Origin of the sequence: Luteibacter sp. 9133 (assembly GCF_000800155.1) — a bacterium.
Lineage (GTDB): Bacteria > Pseudomonadota > Gammaproteobacteria > Xanthomonadales > Rhodanobacteraceae > Luteibacter > Luteibacter mycovicinus.
Genome location: NZ_JUHO01000001.1, coordinates 507115 through 526634, shown reverse-complemented (window position 1 = coordinate 526634; position 19520 = coordinate 507115). Strand labels below are relative to the sequence as shown.

Genomic DNA, 19520 nt, shown 5'->3' with positions numbered 1-19520 from the left:
AGCATGAGTCCGTCAGGCGTCGACGTAACGCGCCGCGTCGCCGACCCAGCGTGCGATGAGCCTCTCACAACGCGCGGGATGATCTTTCATCATGGCTTCGGCGACCCGCTGCACTTCGGGCATGAGATGACCGTCACGGGTGAGGTCGGCTATGCGGAACTGCAGCTGGCCCGTCTGACGCGTGCCCAGTACTTCACCGGGGCCACGCAGTTCCAGATCCTTTTCGGCGATGCGAAACCCGTCGTTGGTCTCACGCATCACCTGTAGTCGCTCTTTCGCCAGACGCGACAGCGGTGTCTGATAGAGCAGCACGCAATTGGATGCGATGGCACCACGACCCACGCGCCCGCGCAGCTGATGCAGCTGGGCGAGACCGAGGCGCTCACTGTTCTCGATGACCATGAGGCTGGCGTTGGGAACGTCGACGCCCACCTCGATGACGGTGGTGGCGACCAGCACGGCAAGTTCGCCGGCCTTGAACGCATCCATCACCGCCTGTTTCTCCTTCGGCTTCATGCGTCCATGAATCAGGCCCACGGCCAGATCGGGAAGGCCGGTCGTCAGCTCCGCGTGCGCCACCTCGGCGGCTTGCGCGTTCAGCTGCTCGGACTCTTCGATCAACGTGCAGACCCAGTAGACCTGCCTGCCCTGCATGCAGGCCGCGTGGATGCGCTCCATGACCTCGTAGCGACGCTCGTTCGAGATCGCGACGGTCTGCACCGGCGTGCGTCCGGGTGGCAGTTCGTCGATGGACGAGACATCGAGATCGGCGTATGCGCTCATCGCCAGCGTGCGCGGGATCGGTGTGGCGGTAAGTACGAGCTGGTGCGGAATGAGCGAGCCCTCGGCGCCCTTGTCGCGCAGAGCGAGCCGCTGATGCACACCGAAGCGGTGCTGCTCGTCGACGATCACCAGGCCGAGTTTCCTGAACGCGACGCCTTCCTGCATGAGTGCGTGCGTGCCGACCACGACATGGGCGTGGCCCTCCGCCGCGCGTGACAGCGCGCTCTTGCGCGCCTTGCCCTGCACCTTGCCGGCCATCCATTCCACTTCGAGACCGAGGGGCTCGAGCCATGCACGGAAGTTACGAAGATGCTGCTCGGCAAGCAGTTCGGTCGGCGCCATCAGGGCGACCTGGTAACCGCTCTCGACGGCGGCGACCGCGGCCAGCGCGGCAACGACCGTCTTGCCGCTGCCGACATCGCCCTGCACGAGTCGCAGCATGGGATGGGCACGCGACAGGTCGCGTGCGACTTCCTTCGACACGCGCGTCTGCGCACGGGTCAGCGCGAACGGAAGCGCGGCGAGCAGACGATCCTTCAGTGTGCCCGCGCTTTTCAGCGCGGGCGCCTTGCGTTCTTTCACCGCCGCACGCATGCGGCGCAACGTCAGGTGCTGGGTCAGCAACTCCTCGAAGGCGAGCCGCTGTTGCGCCGGATGCCGCCCTTCCTCCAGCTGCCGCAGATCGACATCCGTGGGGGGGCGATGCACATAGGACAACGCGTCGCGCAGCGACGTCAGCCCCGCCGGCCGGCCGATTTCCTCGGGAATCAGCTCCAGACGATCGTCCGTCGGCAGGTGCGCCAGCGCACGGGCGATGACGCTGGCGAGACGACGCGGCCCGAGTCCTTCCGTCGTCGGATACACCGGGGTCAGCCGCTCGTCCATCAGGACGGCTTCGTCGGTCTCGATGCGCTGGTACTGCGGATGGACGATCTCCAGTCCTTGCGGGCCCTGGCGCACTTCGCCGAAGCACAGCAGGCGCGCGCCCTTCGGCAGCTGATCGACCTGCGACTTGCGAAAGTGGAAGAAGCGCAGCAACAACGGACGACCGGAGTCGTCGCCGATAATCACCTTCAGTTGCGGACGAAAGCGAAAGCCGCGCTCGACATGCTCGACGACACCCTCGACCTGGGCGCGGTCGCCCGGGCGCAGATCGGCGATCGGCACGACCGTGGTGCGGTCCTCGTAACGCAAAGGCAGATGGAACCAGAGGTCCTGCACTTCGCGAAGGCCGAGCTTGCGCAAGGTCTCGGCAAGCGCCGGCCCGACGCCGCCGAGCGATGTCAGCGGCGCACGCCCGGGGTCCGCCACCGGAACGGCAGCGGTGATCGGCGTTGCGCGACGGGCCACGGGAATGACGGCGCCCTTACGGCAGGACGAGGATCGCGTCGACTTCGACCGTTGCCGCCTTGGGCAGTGCCGAGACCTGGATGGTCGAGCGCGCCGGGTACGGCTGCTGGAAGTATTCGGCCATCACGGCGTTCACCGCGGCGAAGTCGCCCAGATCGGTGACGTAGATGCCCACACGGACGATGTCGGCCAGCTTGCCGCCCGCGGCCTCCGCCACCGCGACCAGGTTGTCGAAGACGCGACGCGTCTGCACGGTGATGTCGCCCTCGACGAGATTGCCGGTGGCCGGGTCGAGCGGAATCTGCCCTGAGAAATACACCGTGTTGCCGGCGCGCACGGCCTGCGAGTATGGGCCGATGGCCGACGGAGCCTTATCGGTGGCGATGGTGCTGCGGGTCATGGATACATCCTCGATGAATTCACAGCAGTCTATCTACGCCGCGCCACGCTAGCTACCTGAAGCGACGTGGACGGGCGCGCCTCGGGCGCGAAGCCTAGCCCACGGTAAACCCATCGCGCGCAGGGCGCGCTCCTACAGGGGGTGGCGGTATACGCCGCTGACTACACCCGTGCGCCTGACCCGGCGCATGACGTCGGCAAGATGCTTGCGCCCCTTGACCTCGATGGCGAAGAGCAGCGTGGCCGCCGTGCTGTCGCGCTCGATGTATTCGACGTTCTCGATGTTCGAGCTGGCGTCGGCGATGGCCGCGGCCACCGTGGCGAGGACGCCGGGACGGTTGAGCACCTCGATGCGCAGTTCGGCACGGTAGTCGCCCGACACGTCGCGATCCCACTCGATAGCTACGATGCGCTCGGGCGTCTTGCGGAACTCCGGCACGTTCGGGCATTCCACCCGGTGCACGACGATACCCTTGCCCGAGGAAAGGAATCCGATGATTTCGTCGCCCGGCAACGGATGACAGCAATTGCCGAAGCTGAGCACGCCGCGCTCGGCGCCGCTGATGCGGATATTCTCCGCGCTGTGCTGCTGCTCAGACGACGCCGACGGCTCGCCCTTGCCCGGCCCGAGCAGAGCGACCAGCTGCGTGGCGACCTGGTCGGCAAACCGGTTACCCAGCGCGATCTCGGACAGGAGTTCTTCCAGGCGTTTGAGCTTGGCGTCTTCGAGGAAGCGATCCAGCGTAGCGGCCGGCACCGAGTCGAGGCTCATGCCGCGCGCGTCGAGCGCGCGATCCAGCATGCGGTGACCGAAGTCCACGGCATCCTCGTGCTGCAGATGCTTGAGGTACTGACGAATGGCGGTGCGCGCCTTGCCCGTGACCACCGCTTCCAGCCATGCGGGGTTGGGCACCGCCGACGGCGCCGTGATGATCTCGACCTGCTGGCCGGAAATCAGGCGCGTGCGCAGCGGCACGAGTTTCTTGTCCACACGCGCCGCGACGGCGTGGTCGCCCACATCCGTGTGCACGGCGTAAGCGAAATCCAGCGCAGTCGCGTTTCGCGGCAGCGAGAAAATCTCGCCGCGCGGGGTAAACAGGTAGACCTCGTCCGGGAACAGGTCGATCTTGACGTTTTCCAGGAACTCGGACGCTGAGGGGGTGTTGGCCTGGCTGTCCGCCAGCGCGGACAGCCACTCACGTGCACGCGCCTGGGCACTGTTGGCGGGACCGGAATCGGACTTGTATGCCCAGTGGGCCGCCACGCCGCGCTCCGCGACCGACTCCATCTCCGAGGTACGGATCTGGATCTCGATCGGCGCCCCGAAGGGCCCGAGCAGCACGGTGTGCAACGACTGGTAGCCGTTGCCTTTGGGAATGGCGATGAAGTCCTTGAAGCGACCGTCGACCGGCTTGTACAGCCCATGCACGGCGCCGAGCGCCATGTAGCAGTGCATCGCGTTGTCGGTGATGACGCGGAAGCCGTAGACGTCCATCAGCTGCGCAAACGACTTGTGGTCGCCGCGCATCTTGGAATAGATGCTCCATGCCGACTTGATCCGGCTGACCGCACGACCGGGAATCTTCTCGGCGGCAAGCCGACCTTCGAGGGCCATCTCGATCTTGGCCATCGCTTCGCGACGGTTACCGAGTGCGGCGCGGATGCGCTCGCCGATGATGCGGTGGCGATCCGGGTAGAGCGCCTTGAAGCCTAGGTCCTGCAGTTCGGCCTTGAACTTGTTCATGCCGAGGCGTTGCGCGATCGGCGCGTAGATCTCGAGCGTTTCGCGCGCGATACGACGGCGCGAGGTCGCGTCCTTGGCGCCCAGCGTACGCATGTTGTGCAGGCGGTCGGACAGCTTGATCAGGATGACCCGCAGGTCGCGCGCCATGGCCAGAAGCATCTTGCGGAAGCTTTCCGCATCGGCTTCCTGGCGACTGGAAAAGCGCATCTTGTCGAGCTTGGTGACGCCGTCGACCAGCTCCGCCACGGTCTCGCCGAATTCGCCGGCGAGCTCTTCGCGGGCAAGCCGGGTGTCTTCGAGGGTGTCGTGCAGGATCGCGGCGATGATGGTCTCGGCGTCGAGACCCAGCTCCGCCAGGACGTGGGCCACGGCCACGGGGTGCGTGATGTACGGCTCACCCGACTTTCGCGTCTGGCCCTCGTGCGCGGCGGCGCCGATGAGAAACGCGCGGCGGATGCGCATGACCTGGTCGTGCGGCAGGTAAGCGCCCACGCGCTCTTCCAGCGCCTGCACATAGGGAGGCACCGGGCCATCATCGACCACGTCGGTCAGTTTTTTGGCGGGAATGACTTCCATGGGAGAACCTTACACCGTCAGCCGGTGCAGCCTCCCGCGCGCGGCGTCAGCAGCCGCGCGTCAACGTGCGCAACGTTCAGATGAGTGCTGGGCCGACAGCGACCCGGCATCATCAATCATCCCCACCCTTCGAGAGGTCGTCGTCCACTTCCGTGGCGGCCCACTCGAGGGCTTCGCGCTCGGCGCGCTCGCGGGCGGCGCGGTCGATCTCGTCGATCATTTCGTCGTTGACGCGACGATCGGCGATTTCGCGCAGGGCGAGCACGGTCGGCTTGTCGTTGCCCGGATCGAGCGTGGGTTCGGCACCCTTGGACAGCTGGCGGGCGCGCTTGGTCGCCATGAGCACGAGCTCAAAGCGGTTGTCGACTACCTCGAGGCAGTCTTCGACAGTAATACGGGCCATTTCAAATCCTTGACAATAAAGACACTTCTGACTGTGCAGTTTAGCGGTCAGCCCCGTTGGCTGGCAATGAGGTGAGGGGTATCATGTGCGGTTCTGACCAGGACGGACGGGCATTAGTGCAAATAATAAAACCAGGCGGTACACTATCCTATCGCCCCACCCCCAAAGTCACTCCGATGCGCCCCATGAACCTCCCCCGGATCGTCCGTAACGCCGTCGGCCTGGCCGCGCTGGCGCTGTTGGCCGCGTGCCACATCGCCCCGCCGCGAAACGACGATCCGAACGAAAAGTTCAACCGGAAGGTCTACGCCTTCAACGACAAGCTGGACAAGGCCATCATCCGGCCGGTCGCTGTCGGCTATCGTAAGATCACCACCCCGCCGGTGCGGACGGCCGTCAGCGACTTCTATACGAACATCCGGCTGCCGATCACCATCGGCAACCAGCTGCTCCAGGCTCGTCCGAAGCAGGCGGTCATTACGACCGGCCGCTTCGTGGTCAACCTGACCATCGGCTTCCTGGGCTTCAAGGATCCGGCCAGCATGCTCGGCATGCCGCTGTACGACAGCGATTTCGGCGTGACCCTGGCCCGCTGGGGCGTCCCCGAGGGCGACTACCTGGTCGTGCCGTTCGTCGGTCCGAGCACGGTGCGCGACATCTGGCGTCTGCCGGTCGACAGTTATTTCTTCGATCCGCTGAGCTACCTGTCGCGTAACCACGACTTCAAGGCCGGCCAGTACTACGCCCCGTCGGTCCTCTATCTCATTACCCTGCGCGCCCGCGCCATCGACGCGGAAAGCTTCCTGGCCTCGGCCTACGATCCTTACGTGTTCCTGCGCGACGCTTACCGCCAGCAGCGCCTGAGCCAGATCTACGACGGCAACCCGCCGGCGGAAGCGATCGAACAGCTGCAGGGCCTCGACCAGGACAAGGACTTCGATCCCGAGAAGCTCCTGGATGAACAGCACAAGTGGGAAAACCAGAACGGGCAGCAGCCCAACTGATGAAAAGGGCCCCTCGGGGCCCTTTTTTTGCGCCTGGACCCTTGTGGAAGGGGCAGGCCCAGCTACGAAAAAGGCCCCGAAGGGCCTGTCTCAGCTCGACATAACCACGACATCACAACAACTCGTCGACGCCCGACACCCGCGCCAGCGCCTGCAGCCCCTCGGGGACACGAGCGACCTTGATGGCCCTGCGCTGGGCCCGCGCATGCGCCAGCAACGCCAGCACCGTGGCCAGCCCGGCGCTGTCGGCGTGCGACAGGCCGCCGAGATCCAGCACTGTCTGCTTGCCGCGGTCCAGCTCGGCGCGGGCCGAGTGGAGGGCGTCGGCGGCCGTGGCGAACGTAAGATCACCGGACACCGCGAGGGTGTCCGGCGCCGGGGTCGTTAGCGAGAACGACGCGTCGCTCACTTGTTCGCGCCGCCCGTGTCCTGCTTCATTTCCTCGATCGCGCCGGCACCCTTCTGCTCCAGGTCGGCGGTCAGCTTGTCGAGACCTTCCTTCTTGATCTCGGCATCCACCTGATTGCGATAGTTGGTGATGTACGAGATGCCTTCGATGACAACGTCGTAGGCCTTCCAGTCGCCGGTGGTCTTGCTCTGGCGGAACACGTAGTTGACCGAGACGGTCTTGCCGTCGTCGAGCACGACCTGGGTCTGGACCAGGGTGCGCGACTTGTTCAGGTCGCCGTTGAACGGCAGCACCTTGACCCGGCCGCGCGTGTAGTTGAGCAGGCCCTCGGCGTAACGGTGGGTGATCGAGTTGTAGAACGCCTTGGCGAAACGCTCGCGCTGCTGCGGCGAGGCTTCCTTGGCGTGCTGACCCAGCACCAGGATCGACGCGTAATCGATATCGAAATGCGGCAGGAAGGTGTCGTCGATGACGGCGATCAGCTTTTCCTTATCGTTCTTGAGCTCGGCCTGGTGCCCTTCGATGGCCTTGGCCAGGTCGTCGGAAATGGTCTGGACGACCTGCTGGGGACCCTGCTGCTGGCCGGCCGAGGCCGGAGCGGCATCCTGGGCGAGCACGGGGGCGGCCACGACCGTACCGATGGCAAGGGCGATGGCGAGGGAAATCTGACGCAGCATGCGATATCTCCTGAGCCGGCCTTACTTCTTGCCGGCGTTGTCGGGTTGGTTGCCGCCCGGGGCGGAACCGTTCTTGTTGTCGCTCGGCGAACCGTTCACGAGGAACTTGCCGATCAGATCTTCCAGCTGCAGCGCCGACTGCGTGAGCACCAGCTCATCGCCGTCAGCCAGGTATTCCGGCGAGCCGCCGGGCTGGATCGCAACATACTGGCTACCGATCAAACCGCTTGTGAACACCGCGGCGGCCGAGTCGTCAGGTATCTGGGAGTAACGCTTGTCGATCGCAAGGGTCACGGTCGCTTCCGACGAACCGGGCTTGACCACCACCGATTCGACGCTGCCGATCGGCACGCCGGCCAGCTTGACCGCGGCACCGGGCTGCAGGCCGCCGATGTTGGTGAAGTTGCCCGTCACGTGGAAGGTGCCACCCAGACGGTCGGGGGCGCTGCCGCCGCCGAAGAACTTGCCGATCATCTCTTCCAGCTGCTGAGCCGGACGGGTGAAGGCGAGCTCACCGCCCGCCTTGACCGGCGTCTTCGACTGGCCGAACTGCAGGCCGACGTACTGGTCGCCGAGCAGGCCGCTGGTGTAGATCGTGGCCACGGAGTCATCGGGAATGTCCTTGTGGCTGTCGTCGATCGACAGGGTGACTTTCGCCTCCTCCTTGCCCGGAACCAGGTCGATCGCGTCGACCGAGCCGACACGCACGCCGGCAACCTTCACCGGGGCGCGGACCTTGAGCTGTCCGACATTGACGAAGCGCGTGGTCACCTCATAGGCGGAACCGCGATGCGAATTGGCCACCGACGTGGTCTGCGTGGCGAGGTAGGCCAACGCGGCGAAACCGAGCACGATGAACAGGCCGGTGCCGACGGCATAGGAAGGTCTCTGGCTCACGGCACGATCCTCGAATGGGAGATAGGGGAAAGAAGGGTCATGGCGGGTCTCCGGTGCCTCAGATCAGGAACGAGGTGAGGACGAAGTCCAGCGCCAGGATGGCGATGGACGAAGCGACCACCGTGCGCGTCGTCGCGTATGCGACGCCCTCGCTGGTGGGCGGCGTGGTGTAGCCCTGGAACACCGCGATCAGCGAGACCACGATGCCGAAGGCAAACGATTTGAGCAGGACGCCGTCAATGATGTCCTTGTGGACGTCGACCGACGCGGTCATGTTCGACCAGAAGGTGCCGTTGTCGATGCCCAGCCAGGTCACGCCGACCAGATGGCCGCCGAACACACCCATGGCGCAGAACACGACGGCCAGCAGCGGCAGCGCGACCACGCCGGCGAGGAAACGCGGCGCCACCACATAGGCGACCGGATCCACCGCCATCATTTCCATGGCGTCGAGCTGATCGGTCGCGCGCATCAGGCCGATCTCGGCGGTCACCGAGGTGCCGGCGCGGCCGGCGAAGAGCAACGCGGTGACGACGGGACCGAGCTCGCGGTAGATCGCGATGGCGACGACCGTACCGGTGGCCGAGGTGCCTCCGAAGATCGACAGCACGTCGTACAGCTGCAGGCCGAGCACCATGCCGACGAACAGACCGCAGGTCATCACGATCGTCAGGCTCATCGCGCCGACGAACCAGATCTGCCGCAGCGTCTCACTGAAGTAGCGGAAGCTGCGCGGCACCGCACCGAGGATATTGATGAGGAACAGGCCACACGCGCCGATCTGCGCGAGGCTGCGGATGACGACATTGTCGTCCCGGGTGGTCATGCCTTGCCTCCGGGGAAACCGAGCGCGGTGGCGTAATCGCCCGCGGGATACTGGAAAGGAACGGGACCGTCGATCTCACCGCCGAAGAACTGCGCCGTCCACGGCGAGCCATCGGTGGCCAGACTGGCGGGATCACCCTGCGCCACGACCTTGCCGTTGGCGATCAGGTAGACGTGGTCGGCCACCTTCTGCACGGCGGCGAGCTCGTGCGCGACGAGCACGCTGGTGATACCGAGCGTCTGGTTGAGCGTGCGAATCAGCAGCAGCACCTGATTCAGCGCGATCGGATCGAGGCCGACGAAGGGCTCGTCGTAGAGGATCAGCGCCGGATCGAACACGATGGCCCGGGCCAGCGCCACGCGACGGGCCATGCCGCCGGATAGCTCCGTCGGCTCGAGCTTCGCCGCACCGCGCAGGCCCACCGCCTCGAGCTTGTTCAGCACGATGTTGCGGATGAGTTCCTCGGGCAGCTTCGTGTGCTGGCGCAGCGGAAAAGCCACGTTCTCGAAGACGTCGAAGTCCGTGAGCAGCGCGGAATTCTGGAAGAGATAACCGATGCGTTCGCGCAGCTCGAACAGCATCTCGCGCGACAACGAGGGAACGTTGTTGCCATCGACCTCGACCGTACCGGCATCGCCACGCATCTGCCCGGTGATGTGTTTGAGCAGGGTGGTCTTGCCGGTACCGCTGGGCCCCATGATGGCGGTGACCTTGCCACGCGGAATATCGAGATCCAGGGAATCGAAAATCGTCTTGCCGTTGAGTACGGTCGTCAGTCCGCGAATGCGGACGATGGCGTCGTCGGTCATGGGGCCAGCAGCTCCTCGATCAGCGTTTCGTGGCGGCGCGCCGACATGGGCGTGCGCTGGCGGACGGCGCGGACGATCGCCTGAAGGTCCGCCAGGGCGTCCTCGAAGCGATCGTTGACGATGATGTAGTCGAACTCGTGCGCATGAGCGATCTCCTCGCGCGAGTTGAACAGGCGGCGTTCAATCACCTCGGGCGCGTCCGAACCTCGACCGCGCAGGCGGCGTTCGAGTTCCGTGCGGGACGGAGGAAGGATGAAAACTGACACGCAATCGGGCTTGCCCTTACGCACCTGACGTGCGCCCTGCCAATCGATCTCGAGCAGGACGTCAGAGCCGACCTTCAGCTTCTCCTCGACCACGGTGCGCGAGGTGCCGTAGAGGTTGCCATGGACTTCGGCGTGCTCGAGGAAGATGCCCTCGGCTATCTCGTTCTCGAAGTCCGGACGCTCCACGAAGAAATAATGGCGGCCGTACTGCTCACCCACGCGCGGCGGACGCGTCGTGTGCGAAATCGACAGGGAGATATCCGGCTCGCGCTCGAGCAACGCGTTGACCAGCGTGGATTTACCCGCACCCGAAGGCGCGGCCACCACGAACAGGGTGCCTTCGATCATCCGCGGGCTTCTCGTAGGGGGTTCATGGACATTCCCTGCCGGGCAAAACGCAATTGTAGCGAAATTCTGCACGGACCCGGCTTTCGCGGGCACTTCAGCCCCCGTACCGGCTCGGCGAGATACCGACCACGCGCTTGAACGCGTGGCTGAAAGCGCTTTCGGAGGCGTAGCCCAGATCGCGTGCCAGCGCCGCGACCGGCACGCCGCCACGACGTAGCGCGTGCTCAGCCAGACGCATCCGCCAGCGGGTGAGGTAAGCGAGCGGCGCCACCCCCGCGACGGCCTTGAACTGCGTCGCGAAGACGGTTCGGGACATGGCGGCGGCCCGGGCCAGCTGGTCGAGGCGCCAGGCGCGGCCCGGCTCGCCGTGCATCATCTTCAACACAGGCCCAAGGCGAGGATCCGCGGCGGCGCGCAGCCAGCCCGCGGGCAATTCGCCGCCCTTGTCCAGATGAGAACGCAACACGTGGACGAACAGCAGATAGGCCAGCTGCGTCGTTACCATCCCTGAGCCCGGGCGGTCTACGTCGCATTCCTCGACCAGACGATCGAGCACCCAGCGCATGACCTGGGCCTCATCGGAATCGCCGCGGACGTGGATCAGGGGCGGGAACGCCTCGTTGAGCATAGACGCGTAAGCGGGATTGATCCGCACATGGCCACCGAGATGCAGAGTCACGTCCTGGCCGCCCTCGCGGGGACTCCCGCCCAGCGCCCGGATCTCAGGCCGCGTCATGCCGGCGAAGAGGGATGACGCCTCGATCGGCGGCTGATCCGGATCGCTGGCCATGATGAAGCCTCGTGCCGCCGTCAGGAGGACGACATCGCCCTGCTCCATCCGCAGCGCGGCCTCGTCGCCATCCATGCGCAGCCAGCAGGCGCCGTGGACGGCGGCGAAGAACTTGATGCGGTCCGGCGGTGGAAAACGGACCGCCCACGCGCCGCTGGCGGAGAATCCGCCCGACATCACGGATTCGACGTCGGCCAGCCGAAGGACCTGGGAAATGGGATCGTCGTTCATTCCCGAACGATTGAGCATGCATGAGGGATTTTCAAGCATTCATCGTTCGACTTCGTACCCCTATCTTTGCTGGGAGACCCCACAGGATCCCATCCCATGTCGACCCCGCAGAGCCCCATAGCTACTGGATTTACCGCCGCCTCCACCGCCGACGACGTGCTGGCCGGCATCGACCTCACCGGCAAGACCGCCGTCGTCACCGGCGGCTACTCCGGCATAGGCACCGAGACCAGCCGGGCCCTCCGTGCCGCCGGCGCCCGCGTTATCGTCCCCGCACGGGACCTCGCCAAGGCACGAAAGGCACTGGACGGCCTAAACATCGTCATCGAACCCATGGACTTGGCCGATCCGGCGTCCATCGATGCTTTCGCCGGCAAATTCGTCGCCCAGGGCGAGTCCCTGCACATCCTCATCGACAGCGCCGGCGTCATGGCCTGTCCACTGGAAAGGGATACGCGTGGCTACGAACGCCAGTTCGCGACCAATCACCTCGGTCATTTCCAGCTCGCCATGCGGCTATGGCCCGCACTCGCCGCGGCAGGCGGTGCGCGCGTGGTGTCATTGTCGTCTCGCGGCCATCGACTCGCGGGCGTCGATCTCGACGACCCGCACTTCGAGCGCCGCGCGTACGACCCGTGGATCGCCTACGGTCAGTCAAAGACCGCCAACGCACTATTTGCGGTTGCACTCGACGCCCGTGGTAAAGCACATGGCGTCCGCGCCTTCTCGGTGCATCCGGGGGCAATCGTCACCGATCTTGCGCGCTACATGAGCGAAGACGATCTCCGCGCCCGTGGCGCCATCGACGAGGAAGGCCGGCCGGTCGTGGACCTTGCGCGTGGCATGAAAAGTGTGGCGCAGGGCGCGGCGACCAGCGTGTGGTGCGCGACGAGTCCGCAACTCGACGGCATGGGTGGCGTCTACTGCGAGGACGTCAATGTGTCGCCCGTCATGCCGCCCGTCGATGACGAACTCGCCCTGGGCTTCCAGGCGGTTGGCGTGCGTCCCTGGGCGGTCGATGTTGAAGCCGCCGAGCGACTGTGGACACTCAGCGAAACGCAGACGAACGTGAGATTTCCCACGTACTGACAGGGCAATCAGTTGCGCCGGTGAAAGTATCCGGCGCAACTGTCAATTGCAGTTCGACACCGTGTATGTGCACGAGAGGGACGACGTGAGCCGCCATAAGTGGTCGCCCGGTTATTACGCACGCAACGACGAGACCCTCTCGCACTACGCGCATTACCTCGATGAGATCGCCACCGGCATTCCCGAGCGCTTGTAAACCACCCCGCCCTTCATGACGAACGCCACGTTCGCCAGCGCGCTGATATCCGTCGTCGGGTCACCCTGTACCGCGATGATGTCGGCATCCAGGCCCGGCCTGAGCTGACCGATGCGATCCTGCTGACGAAGCACGTTCGCGTCGATAGCGGTGGCGGCCAGCAATGCCTTCGCAGGTGACATACCGTCGCGCACCATCCACTCCAGTTCCTTGTAGTTCTGCCCATGGGTGAAGACACCCACGTCGCTGCCATTACCTATCGTCACACCCGCATCCATCGCCAGCTTGAATGCCCTTGCCGCCCTCTGCATCGATTCCGTCGGCGGGCGGCCCGGCTTCCAGCCACCGAAATATTCCGACGTCGCGGCGCTGGCCTCGAGCGTCGGCATGAAGGCGACACCGTGCTTCTTCATCAGCGCGAAGACTTCGGGCGTGCCTTCGTAGCCGTGCTCGATCGTGTCGACGCCCGCCATGACGGAACGACGCATGCCTTCGGCTGTGGTCGAGTGGACGGCAACGGGCAGGCCCATGGCGTGAGAGGCATCCACGGCGGCCTTCAGCTCTTCTTCGGTGAACGTCGGCATCGAGCCCTTCGCCTTGCCGCAGTGATAGTCCGCGTAGAGCTTGATCCAGTCCGCTCCGTGGGCGGCCTGGTCGCGCACGGCATCGAGCATCTGCGCCGTGCCGCTGACCGGAATCGCGCCCTGCGGCAGGTCCATGTCGTCGCGGAAGCCCAGCGGGCCCGGGCCGTAGCAGTGCGCGGCGATCGTGGCTCGCGTGGCCACATACAGATGGGGGCCCGGGATAACGCCCTTATCGATCGCGTGCTGCACGTCGACATCGGCGTAGCCGGCGCCTTCGGTGCCGAGGTCTCGTAGCGCCGTGAAGCCGGCCATCAAGGTGTCGCGCGCGTGCTGCACAGCTTCGATCGTGCGGAAGGGCAAGGTTTCCTTGAGTACCTGGTCGTTCCAGGAGGTCTCGTTGTACGGGTGCAGGAAGATGTGCGAATGCGCGTCGATGAGTCCAGGCAAGAGCGTCGTCCCGGGCAGATCGATGGTCTGTGTGCCGGCGGGAACGGTGACGTCGTTGGGCGCGCCCACCGCCAGGATGCGCTCGCCCTGCACCAGCACGACCCAACCCGAATGAGTCTTCTCGCTGCGGGCGTCAAAGACGCGGTCAGCCTTGAGCAGCCACGTTGATTGCGGAGCGGCTTGCGCTGACGCTATTTCCTGCGCCACCGCACTGGTGGCGAGCAGCAAACCGATCACACATGCGAGCCCTGCTCGCAACCCCACAGACCATGCCATAGATATCCCCATGTGAATCGGTTACTCGCCAGGATGATAGGTGCGCTCGATGTGGCCTTGCAGATCCTCGGGCCAGAAATACACCTTACGCAGGTTGCCCGTGGTGTAACGCTCGGCCTCGTCATTGAAGTGCTTCGACCCAGGATCACCGCTCTCACCGCCCGCCGTGATCGCGCGGGCGCTCACTTTGTCACCGAACTCGACCACGGCGACAAAGCTATTGCCGCTGGTTCCGTAATAGCGTTTCGTACCCGGCCAGCGATGCGCGCCGAAGGAGGCGAGAGATCCCCAGCGCGACGAGGTGAATGGCACCGGCATGCTCGGTTTGCCGTCGTCGAAGTCCTGCTTGATCGCGCCGTCAACGCGCTGATAGCGGTTGATCTCGCCCCAGGGTACGCCCCAGCTACCGAAGTCCTTCTGCAGACGATCGACCGCTTCGGATAGCGCGGCGAGCCTCACGTCGGGCCCCGCCTTTTCCGCCATCCTGTCGTAAACGCTGAGCCCCTCTTCGGAGTCCAGTTTGCTCGCCTTGTCCCAGAGGATGTCGCCCCAGAACACCGCCAGTGACGTCGGCATCGACGTGACGCCCCAGCGATAGTCCCAGGTACGCAGGAGGCCGATCGGCCCGGCCAGGGCCTTCTTACGCGGATCGCTCGACGGCAATGCGTCGTAATCGGCGATAAGGATCGGCAGCTGCCGGGCGAACGCCGGGAGATACGGGTCGAACGCCGCGTCGATCAACGACGCCTGGGTGAAATCGTGACGTCCCGTCAGCACGCGCGTCGCATGCAGGCCACGCGGATTCTCGCCAACCGCGTCCATGTAGCGCGGAAAGTCGGCCTGCTTCGGACTGTCGGGGCCCGCTGCTGAATACGGCCAGTCGTTGGTGTTGAAGATCCAGCCCGTCGGCGGGTCGAGCAGATGTGGCGCCTTGTCGAGCGGCAACAGGCTCTTCCAGTCCGTCGCCGGATCGCTGCCGTCGACCGGCTTCGAATAATCGAAGCGGTTGTCACGGTTCGGGATGAACTGCGGATGCAGGTACGCGATGTGGCCCTTATCGTCTGCGTAGATCGTGTTGTTCGACGAATTGGCCTTGAAGTCCGCGACTTTCATATACGCGGCGTAATCGTTGGCCTTGGTGCGAAGCCAACTCTGCTGCAGCGCTTCGAGCGGCTTGTTCATCAGCGCAAGCGCAATCCACTTATCGCCGTCGGCACGCACGATGGGGCCGTGGTGCGTGGCGTACACCGTGAAGGTACGCGCGGCGCGCGAGCCATCCGCCATGCGATACGGCACGACGACGTCGCGCGACGTGACCGGACGAAGCTCACTCCCGTAGCGGTAGAAGGGCTTGCCGTCCTTTTGCACGATGGTCTCGGCGAATTCATCCACCACGTCGGCACCGGTCGACGTATGCATCCAGCCGATGTGCTTGTTAAAGCCCTGGTAGATGAAGAACTGCCCCCAGGTCACCGCGCCATAGGCGTCGAGACCCTCGTCGCTGGACATCTGCAACTCGGAGCGGAAGAAAAACGAGGTATGCGGATTGATCAGCAGCAAGGCATGTCCGTTCGCCGTCAGTTTCGGCGCGATGGCGATGCCATTGGAGCCCGTGGGCTCCCACCAGCTGGAGGGTGGGGTGAACTGTGCCAGGGCGCCTTCCGGGTCGTTGCCATAGAAGGCCTGCAAGCCCTTCGTCGACGCACGCTCGATGTCGCCGCCGATGCTGCCTTCGCTGAAGCTCAGCGCCATCCAGGGTTCGAAATGCGTGATGACCCGCGGATGCACGTCCGGATGGGTGGCCAGGTAGTCGTTCAGTCCGTCCGCCCAGGCATTCATCAGCGACTTGAGCCAGTCGGGGCTGCGCGCATAGAGCGCCTTGAGATCGTTCGGGTCGACGAAGAGCTTCTGGCGCAGGTCCTGCCACAGAGCCGACTCTCCTTCCGCTTCGGCCAGTCGACCGAGCGAGACGAGATAGTTGGTCTCGACGCGGTTGAAGTCGTCCTCGGCCTGGGCATACGCCATGCCGAAAACGGCATCGGCATCTGTCTTGCCATGCACATGGGCGATGCCCCAGTCATCGCGCTGGATGGTGACCGCGCCCGCCTCGTGTTTCCAGCGAACCGCATCGTCGGCGGCCTGGACGGACGATACGGCCGTCAGCGCCAGAAGCAGGGGCAGACACAACGAGAGGCGACGTACGGACATGCATTCCCCTTGGCAACCATAAGATATCTAATCAACACGATAACGGGATAGTCATTCCCATTATGGCGATGCGCTACTAGCTTCACACGGATATAAATCGAGGAAGCGCGCCATGTCGACCTATCCACGCAGTTTTTCCCATATCGGCCTCTCCGTCACTGATCTGGACGCCGCCGTCACCTTCTATACCGAGGTCATGGGCTGGTACCTCATCATGCCGCCGACCACGATCGAGGAAGACGACAGCGCCATCGGCGTGATGTGCACCGACGTATTCGGCGTCGGCTGGGGTTCGTTCCGCATCGCGCATATGTCCACGGGCGACCGCGTGGGCGTGGAGATCTTTCAGTTCCGTAACGCGCAGCGCCCGGACAACAACTTCGAATACTGGAAGACCAGCGTCTTTCATTTCTGCGTACAGGATCCTGACGTCGAGGGTCTGGCGGCGAAGATCGTCGCCGCGGGCGGCAAGCAGCGCATGCCCGTGCGCGAATATTTTCCCGGCGAGAAGCCCTATCGCATGGTCTACATGGAAGACCCGTTCGGCAACATCCTCGAGATCTACAGCCACAGCTATGAGCTGACCTATTCCGCGGGTGCGTACGGCAAGGCAGCGGATGCATGAGCACGACGACTCTCTTCGACGCCTATGACCTCTCGGGCGTACCGCTGAAGAACCGCGCGGTCATGGCACCCATGACGCGTGCGCGCGCCCCGGGCTATGTGCCCACGGACGATACCGTGCGTTATTACCGCCAGCGCTCGGGAGCCGGCCTGATCGTCACCGAAGGCACGCCGATCTCGAGGGAAGGCAATGGCTTCGTCGACTGCCCGGGCCTGTGGAACGACGAGCAGGTGACGGCCTGGCGCAAGGTGACCGACGCGGTGCACGATCTCGGGGGCGTCATCTTCACGCAGATCTGGCACGTCGGACGCATGTCGCACACGTCGCTCCAGGAAAACGGTGCGGCACCGGTAAGTTCCACTAACCGTCCGGCCGCCGGTTGTTCGGCGTTCGGTTATGCCACGGATGGCAACCCGGCGTTCGTTGCCGCCAGCACGCCGCGCGGGCTTGGCACCGACGAAGTGCCACGCGTGGTCGCCGATTTCGCGCGTGCGGCGACCAACGCCGTCGCCGCCGGCTTCGACGGCGTGGAAATCCACAGCGCCAACGGCTACCTCGTCGAGCAGTTCATCAACGGCGCCGTCAACGACCGCACCGATGCCTACGGCGGCGACACGGTCGAACACCGCGCACGCTTCGCACTCGATGTCGTGGATGCGTGCATCGCCGCCATCGGCGCCGCGAAGGTGGGCATTCGGCTGTCGCCGTTCGGACGCCTGCATGACCTGGGCGACTTCGAAGGTGAAGAGGAGACCTTCCTCTATCTGGCACGTGAACTGGGCAAGCGCAACATCGCGTACGTCCACATCATGGATCAGGCCAGCCGTGGCGCACCCGCCATGCCGGATGGGTTCCTCGCGAGATTCCGGGCCGCCTATGGCGGCACGCTGATCCTTGCGGGCGGCCTCGACCTCGCAAAGGCCAACGCGATGATCGCGGGCGGGCTGATCGATCTGGCCGCCTTCGGGGCGCCGTATATCGCCAATCCCGACCTCGTCGATCGTTATCGTCATGGCTGGCCGGTGGCCAAGGCGGACCAGGCGACGTACTACGGCGGCGATGCGCGGGGTTATACGGACTACCCGTTCTACGGGGCCACAAACGCGGTCTAACGCACGAAGTAACCCGTGGCGGCCGGTAGAGCCGGTGGGAGCCAACCCTGTTACCGTGAGGCGTGGCTCAGTCGTTCGCGAGCGAGTGCCACGCCTTCGCGACTGAGATCACAATCGCGCATCCGTTGAATGATTCTGACGGAGGCATCGGCACTATCGAGGAAGACAAACCATTCCTGAAGCATGCTGTATAGCCCTTCGTCGACCCGAGCCAACATCGCACGCCACTCATCCCCAGGTCCAGCGCACAGCGCAAGACTTTGGCTAAGTTGATCGAGGGAGTCCGCTAGCCCCGTTGCCATCATTCCCGGCGCTGCCTCCTCCTCAAGCTGAAAGCTCATCGAGCTTCTGTCAAAGCCCGTCACCATGAGCAGGGCGCTGTCTCGCATAGCACTACGGTCGCCTGCGCACTGGGCAAGCAATACCTGCTGGAAGAGCTCAAGAGCCTTACTCGCGAAGAGAATATCCACGCCTCTGGATCCGACAAGCGGACGGCCGCCGAAGAAAATTGTCGCGGTAGCGGTCTCACTTTTTTCGTTGAGCGCCGCTTCGAGGTCCGCCTCGATCGCCTCTATCCTGCATTTGTATTGCAAGATGGCTAGCGGGTCACGATAGGCGCGAGCAGACCGAAGCATGTCGCGTGCCGCTCCAAGGTCGGCGCGTAGCCACTCTATGTTTGAGAAGTTACTCACTATTTAATCCTTTCGTTGCTAAGGCGAGCTCACCAGAATCGACAAGATCGACCTGAAGCATGCCCTTCCATCGATTGCTTTCACGACGGTGTGAGAACAGTCCGTGCCAATAGGTTATCTGGCGCATGAGCCACAATGATCGTGAATCGAGGTCGATGCAATAGGCATCACATCGGAACATCAGCTTGGTCCGATGCGCCGCGAACAGGTCGCCGCGCTCATCCATCGCCGTCCACCAGGCTTCGTCTCGCCGGAGATGGCGCGGGCGACGCGCGAACGTGACGACATCGATGTCGCGCGGACAACGATTTTCGGTTCGCTCGACGTCTTCGACGAAGCTGCCGTCGAGCCACTGGAAACCGTCGACGATGCCGAAGCCTCGGAGGGCTTCGCGATAGCGCAAAAGGCCGTCGAATAGCTCTTTTCGGGCAGGAGACGTAGCCAGTCGCTCGTGAACTTCACGGAGGCTCACCGGATACGGAGAGCGCCCATCTATCGCCTGGGCGCTGCCTGTATAGGGCGGAAGGACGCCCGAGAAATCGAATGCCGGAATCATGGCCCCGCCGTCCGTGAAGTGATCGGCTGAGCATGCGTGTGAGTAAAGTTCTGAACGACCAGCGTCGGCCGATGCTGTGAGTAGGCTTTGCCCAGACCGGCGGCCCAGCTTGCTGCGCGGACAGCGCTGGTTTGCCCGATTCGCAGGTGTTTGCACGCCGACGCAGCGGTAAATTGTCGCTTTGGCACGGCAGAATGTAGCACCTCCAGCAGCTTCAGCACCT

General features: G+C 64.4%; 20 protein-coding genes. 5 read left to right on the top strand and 15 right to left on the bottom strand.

Translation table 11 applies throughout. The features are described from left to right. Nucleotides 1-12: 12 nt before the first annotated feature. From recG to rpoZ, 4 genes are all read right to left on the bottom strand, one after another. The gene (gene recG, locus FA87_RS02095) at nucleotides 13-2112 is read right to left on the bottom strand and encodes an ATP-dependent DNA helicase RecG (protein WP_156128599.1); all 2100 of its coding nucleotides are present in this window, start codon (nucleotides 2110-2112) and stop codon (nucleotides 13-15) included. A 37-nt stretch (nucleotides 2113-2149) separates the two neighbouring features. Next, nucleotides 2150-2533: a RidA family protein gene (locus FA87_RS02090; RefSeq protein WP_036116206.1), complete on the bottom strand. Its 384-nt coding sequence runs from the start codon at nucleotides 2531-2533 to the stop codon at nucleotides 2150-2152. Nucleotides 2534-2665: 132 nt separating this feature from the next. Further along, nucleotides 2666-4852 carry a bifunctional (p)ppGpp synthetase/guanosine-3',5'-bis(diphosphate) 3'-pyrophosphohydrolase gene (locus FA87_RS02085; RefSeq protein ID WP_052191092.1) on the bottom strand — a complete coding sequence of 729 codons (2187 nt, stop codon included), beginning with the start codon at nucleotides 4850-4852 and terminating at the stop codon, nucleotides 2666-2668. A 112-nt stretch (nucleotides 4853-4964) separates the two neighbouring features. Beyond that, the gene (gene rpoZ, locus FA87_RS02080; protein ID WP_036116209.1) at nucleotides 4965-5255 is read right to left on the bottom strand and encodes a DNA-directed RNA polymerase subunit omega; all 291 of its coding nucleotides are present in this window, start codon (nucleotides 5253-5255) and stop codon (nucleotides 4965-4967) included. 185 nt (nucleotides 5256-5440) lie between these two features. Between rpoZ and FA87_RS02075 the strand changes: the two genes are divergently transcribed. Beyond that, nucleotides 5441-6259 (top strand): VacJ family lipoprotein, encoded by an 819-nt coding sequence (locus FA87_RS02075; RefSeq protein ID WP_036116210.1) that lies wholly within the window; start codon nucleotides 5441-5443, stop codon nucleotides 6257-6259. Between the two features lie 112 nt (nucleotides 6260-6371). Here the strand turns inward: FA87_RS02075 and FA87_RS02070 are convergent, their stop codons facing one another. The 7 genes from FA87_RS02070 to FA87_RS02040 form a co-directional block, all read right to left on the bottom strand. Further along, nucleotides 6372-6668 carry an STAS domain-containing protein gene (locus FA87_RS02070; protein ID WP_043692053.1) on the bottom strand — a complete coding sequence of 99 codons (297 nt, stop codon included), beginning with the start codon at nucleotides 6666-6668 and terminating at the stop codon, nucleotides 6372-6374. Beyond that, the gene (locus tag FA87_RS02065) at nucleotides 6665-7345 is read right to left on the bottom strand and encodes an ABC transporter substrate-binding protein (protein WP_036116214.1); all 681 of its coding nucleotides are present in this window, start codon (nucleotides 7343-7345) and stop codon (nucleotides 6665-6667) included. The genes FA87_RS02070 and FA87_RS02065 overlap by 4 nt, the downstream gene beginning before the upstream one ends. Before the next feature lie 21 nt (nucleotides 7346-7366). Further along, the gene (gene mlaD / locus FA87_RS02060) at nucleotides 7367-8242 is read right to left on the bottom strand and encodes an outer membrane lipid asymmetry maintenance protein MlaD (RefSeq protein WP_036116215.1); all 876 of its coding nucleotides are present in this window, start codon (nucleotides 8240-8242) and stop codon (nucleotides 7367-7369) included. 58 nt (nucleotides 8243-8300) lie between these two features. Continuing rightward, nucleotides 8301-9068 (bottom strand): lipid asymmetry maintenance ABC transporter permease subunit MlaE, encoded by a 768-nt coding sequence (mlaE, locus tag FA87_RS02055; RefSeq protein WP_036116216.1) that lies wholly within the window; start codon nucleotides 9066-9068, stop codon nucleotides 8301-8303. Next, nucleotides 9065-9877, bottom strand: coding sequence for an ATP-binding cassette domain-containing protein (locus tag FA87_RS02050; protein WP_043692052.1), 813 nt, complete (start codon nucleotides 9875-9877; stop codon nucleotides 9065-9067). The genes mlaE and FA87_RS02050 overlap by 4 nt, the downstream gene beginning before the upstream one ends. Next, the gene (gene gmk, locus FA87_RS02045) at nucleotides 9874-10491 is read right to left on the bottom strand and encodes a guanylate kinase (RefSeq protein ID WP_036116218.1); all 618 of its coding nucleotides are present in this window, start codon (nucleotides 10489-10491) and stop codon (nucleotides 9874-9876) included. Before gmk ends, FA87_RS02050 begins: the two co-directional genes overlap by 4 nt. A 94-nt stretch (nucleotides 10492-10585) precedes the next feature. Then, complete coding sequence (locus FA87_RS02040; RefSeq protein WP_052191091.1) at nucleotides 10586-11512, bottom strand: AraC family transcriptional regulator; 927 nt, start codon at nucleotides 11510-11512, stop codon at nucleotides 10586-10588. A 96-nt stretch (nucleotides 11513-11608) separates the two neighbouring features. Between FA87_RS02040 and FA87_RS02035 the strand changes: the two genes are divergently transcribed. Continuing rightward, nucleotides 11609-12601 carry an oxidoreductase gene (locus FA87_RS02035; RefSeq protein ID WP_043692048.1) on the top strand — a complete coding sequence of 331 codons (993 nt, stop codon included), beginning with the start codon at nucleotides 11609-11611 and terminating at the stop codon, nucleotides 12599-12601. 46 nt (nucleotides 12602-12647) lie between these two features. Beyond that, entirely contained in the window at nucleotides 12648-12797 is a 150-nt protein-coding gene (locus FA87_RS20605) for a hypothetical protein (protein ID WP_156128477.1), read from the top strand. Here the strand turns inward: FA87_RS20605 and FA87_RS02030 are convergent. Together FA87_RS02030 and FA87_RS02025 are read right to left on the bottom strand one after the other, a co-directional pair. Beyond that, a complete protein-coding gene (locus tag FA87_RS02030) occupies nucleotides 12755-14065 on the bottom strand; it encodes an amidohydrolase family protein (protein WP_239708947.1) in 1311 nt (436 codons plus the stop codon). The two genes, FA87_RS20605 and FA87_RS02030, sit on opposite strands and share 43 nt — an antisense overlap. A 60-nt stretch (nucleotides 14066-14125) precedes the next feature. Continuing rightward, entirely contained in the window at nucleotides 14126-16312 is a 2187-nt protein-coding gene (locus FA87_RS02025) for a penicillin acylase family protein (protein WP_043692046.1), read from the bottom strand. 112 nt (nucleotides 16313-16424) lie between these two features. Here FA87_RS02025 and FA87_RS02020 point away from each other — a divergent pair, with 112 nt between their 5' ends. Together FA87_RS02020 and FA87_RS02015 are read left to right on the top strand one after the other, a co-directional pair. Then, nucleotides 16425-16937: a lactoylglutathione lyase family protein gene (locus FA87_RS02020; RefSeq protein WP_043692045.1), complete on the top strand. Its 513-nt coding sequence runs from the start codon at nucleotides 16425-16427 to the stop codon at nucleotides 16935-16937. Then, nucleotides 16934-18049 carry an alkene reductase gene (locus FA87_RS02015; RefSeq protein ID WP_043692044.1) on the top strand — a complete coding sequence of 372 codons (1116 nt, stop codon included), beginning with the start codon at nucleotides 16934-16936 and terminating at the stop codon, nucleotides 18047-18049. Before FA87_RS02020 ends, FA87_RS02015 begins: the two co-directional genes overlap by 4 nt. A 50-nt stretch (nucleotides 18050-18099) precedes the next feature. Here FA87_RS02015 and FA87_RS02010 read toward each other — a convergent pair whose 3' ends face one another. Continuing rightward, nucleotides 18100-18741 carry a hypothetical protein gene (locus FA87_RS02010; protein WP_043692043.1) on the bottom strand — a complete coding sequence of 214 codons (642 nt, stop codon included), beginning with the start codon at nucleotides 18739-18741 and terminating at the stop codon, nucleotides 18100-18102. Further along, complete coding sequence (locus FA87_RS20600; RefSeq protein ID WP_156108807.1) at nucleotides 18734-19297, bottom strand: hypothetical protein; 564 nt, start codon at nucleotides 19295-19297, stop codon at nucleotides 18734-18736. Before FA87_RS20600 ends, FA87_RS02010 begins: the two co-directional genes overlap by 8 nt. Nucleotides 19298-19520 lie beyond the last annotated feature (223 nt).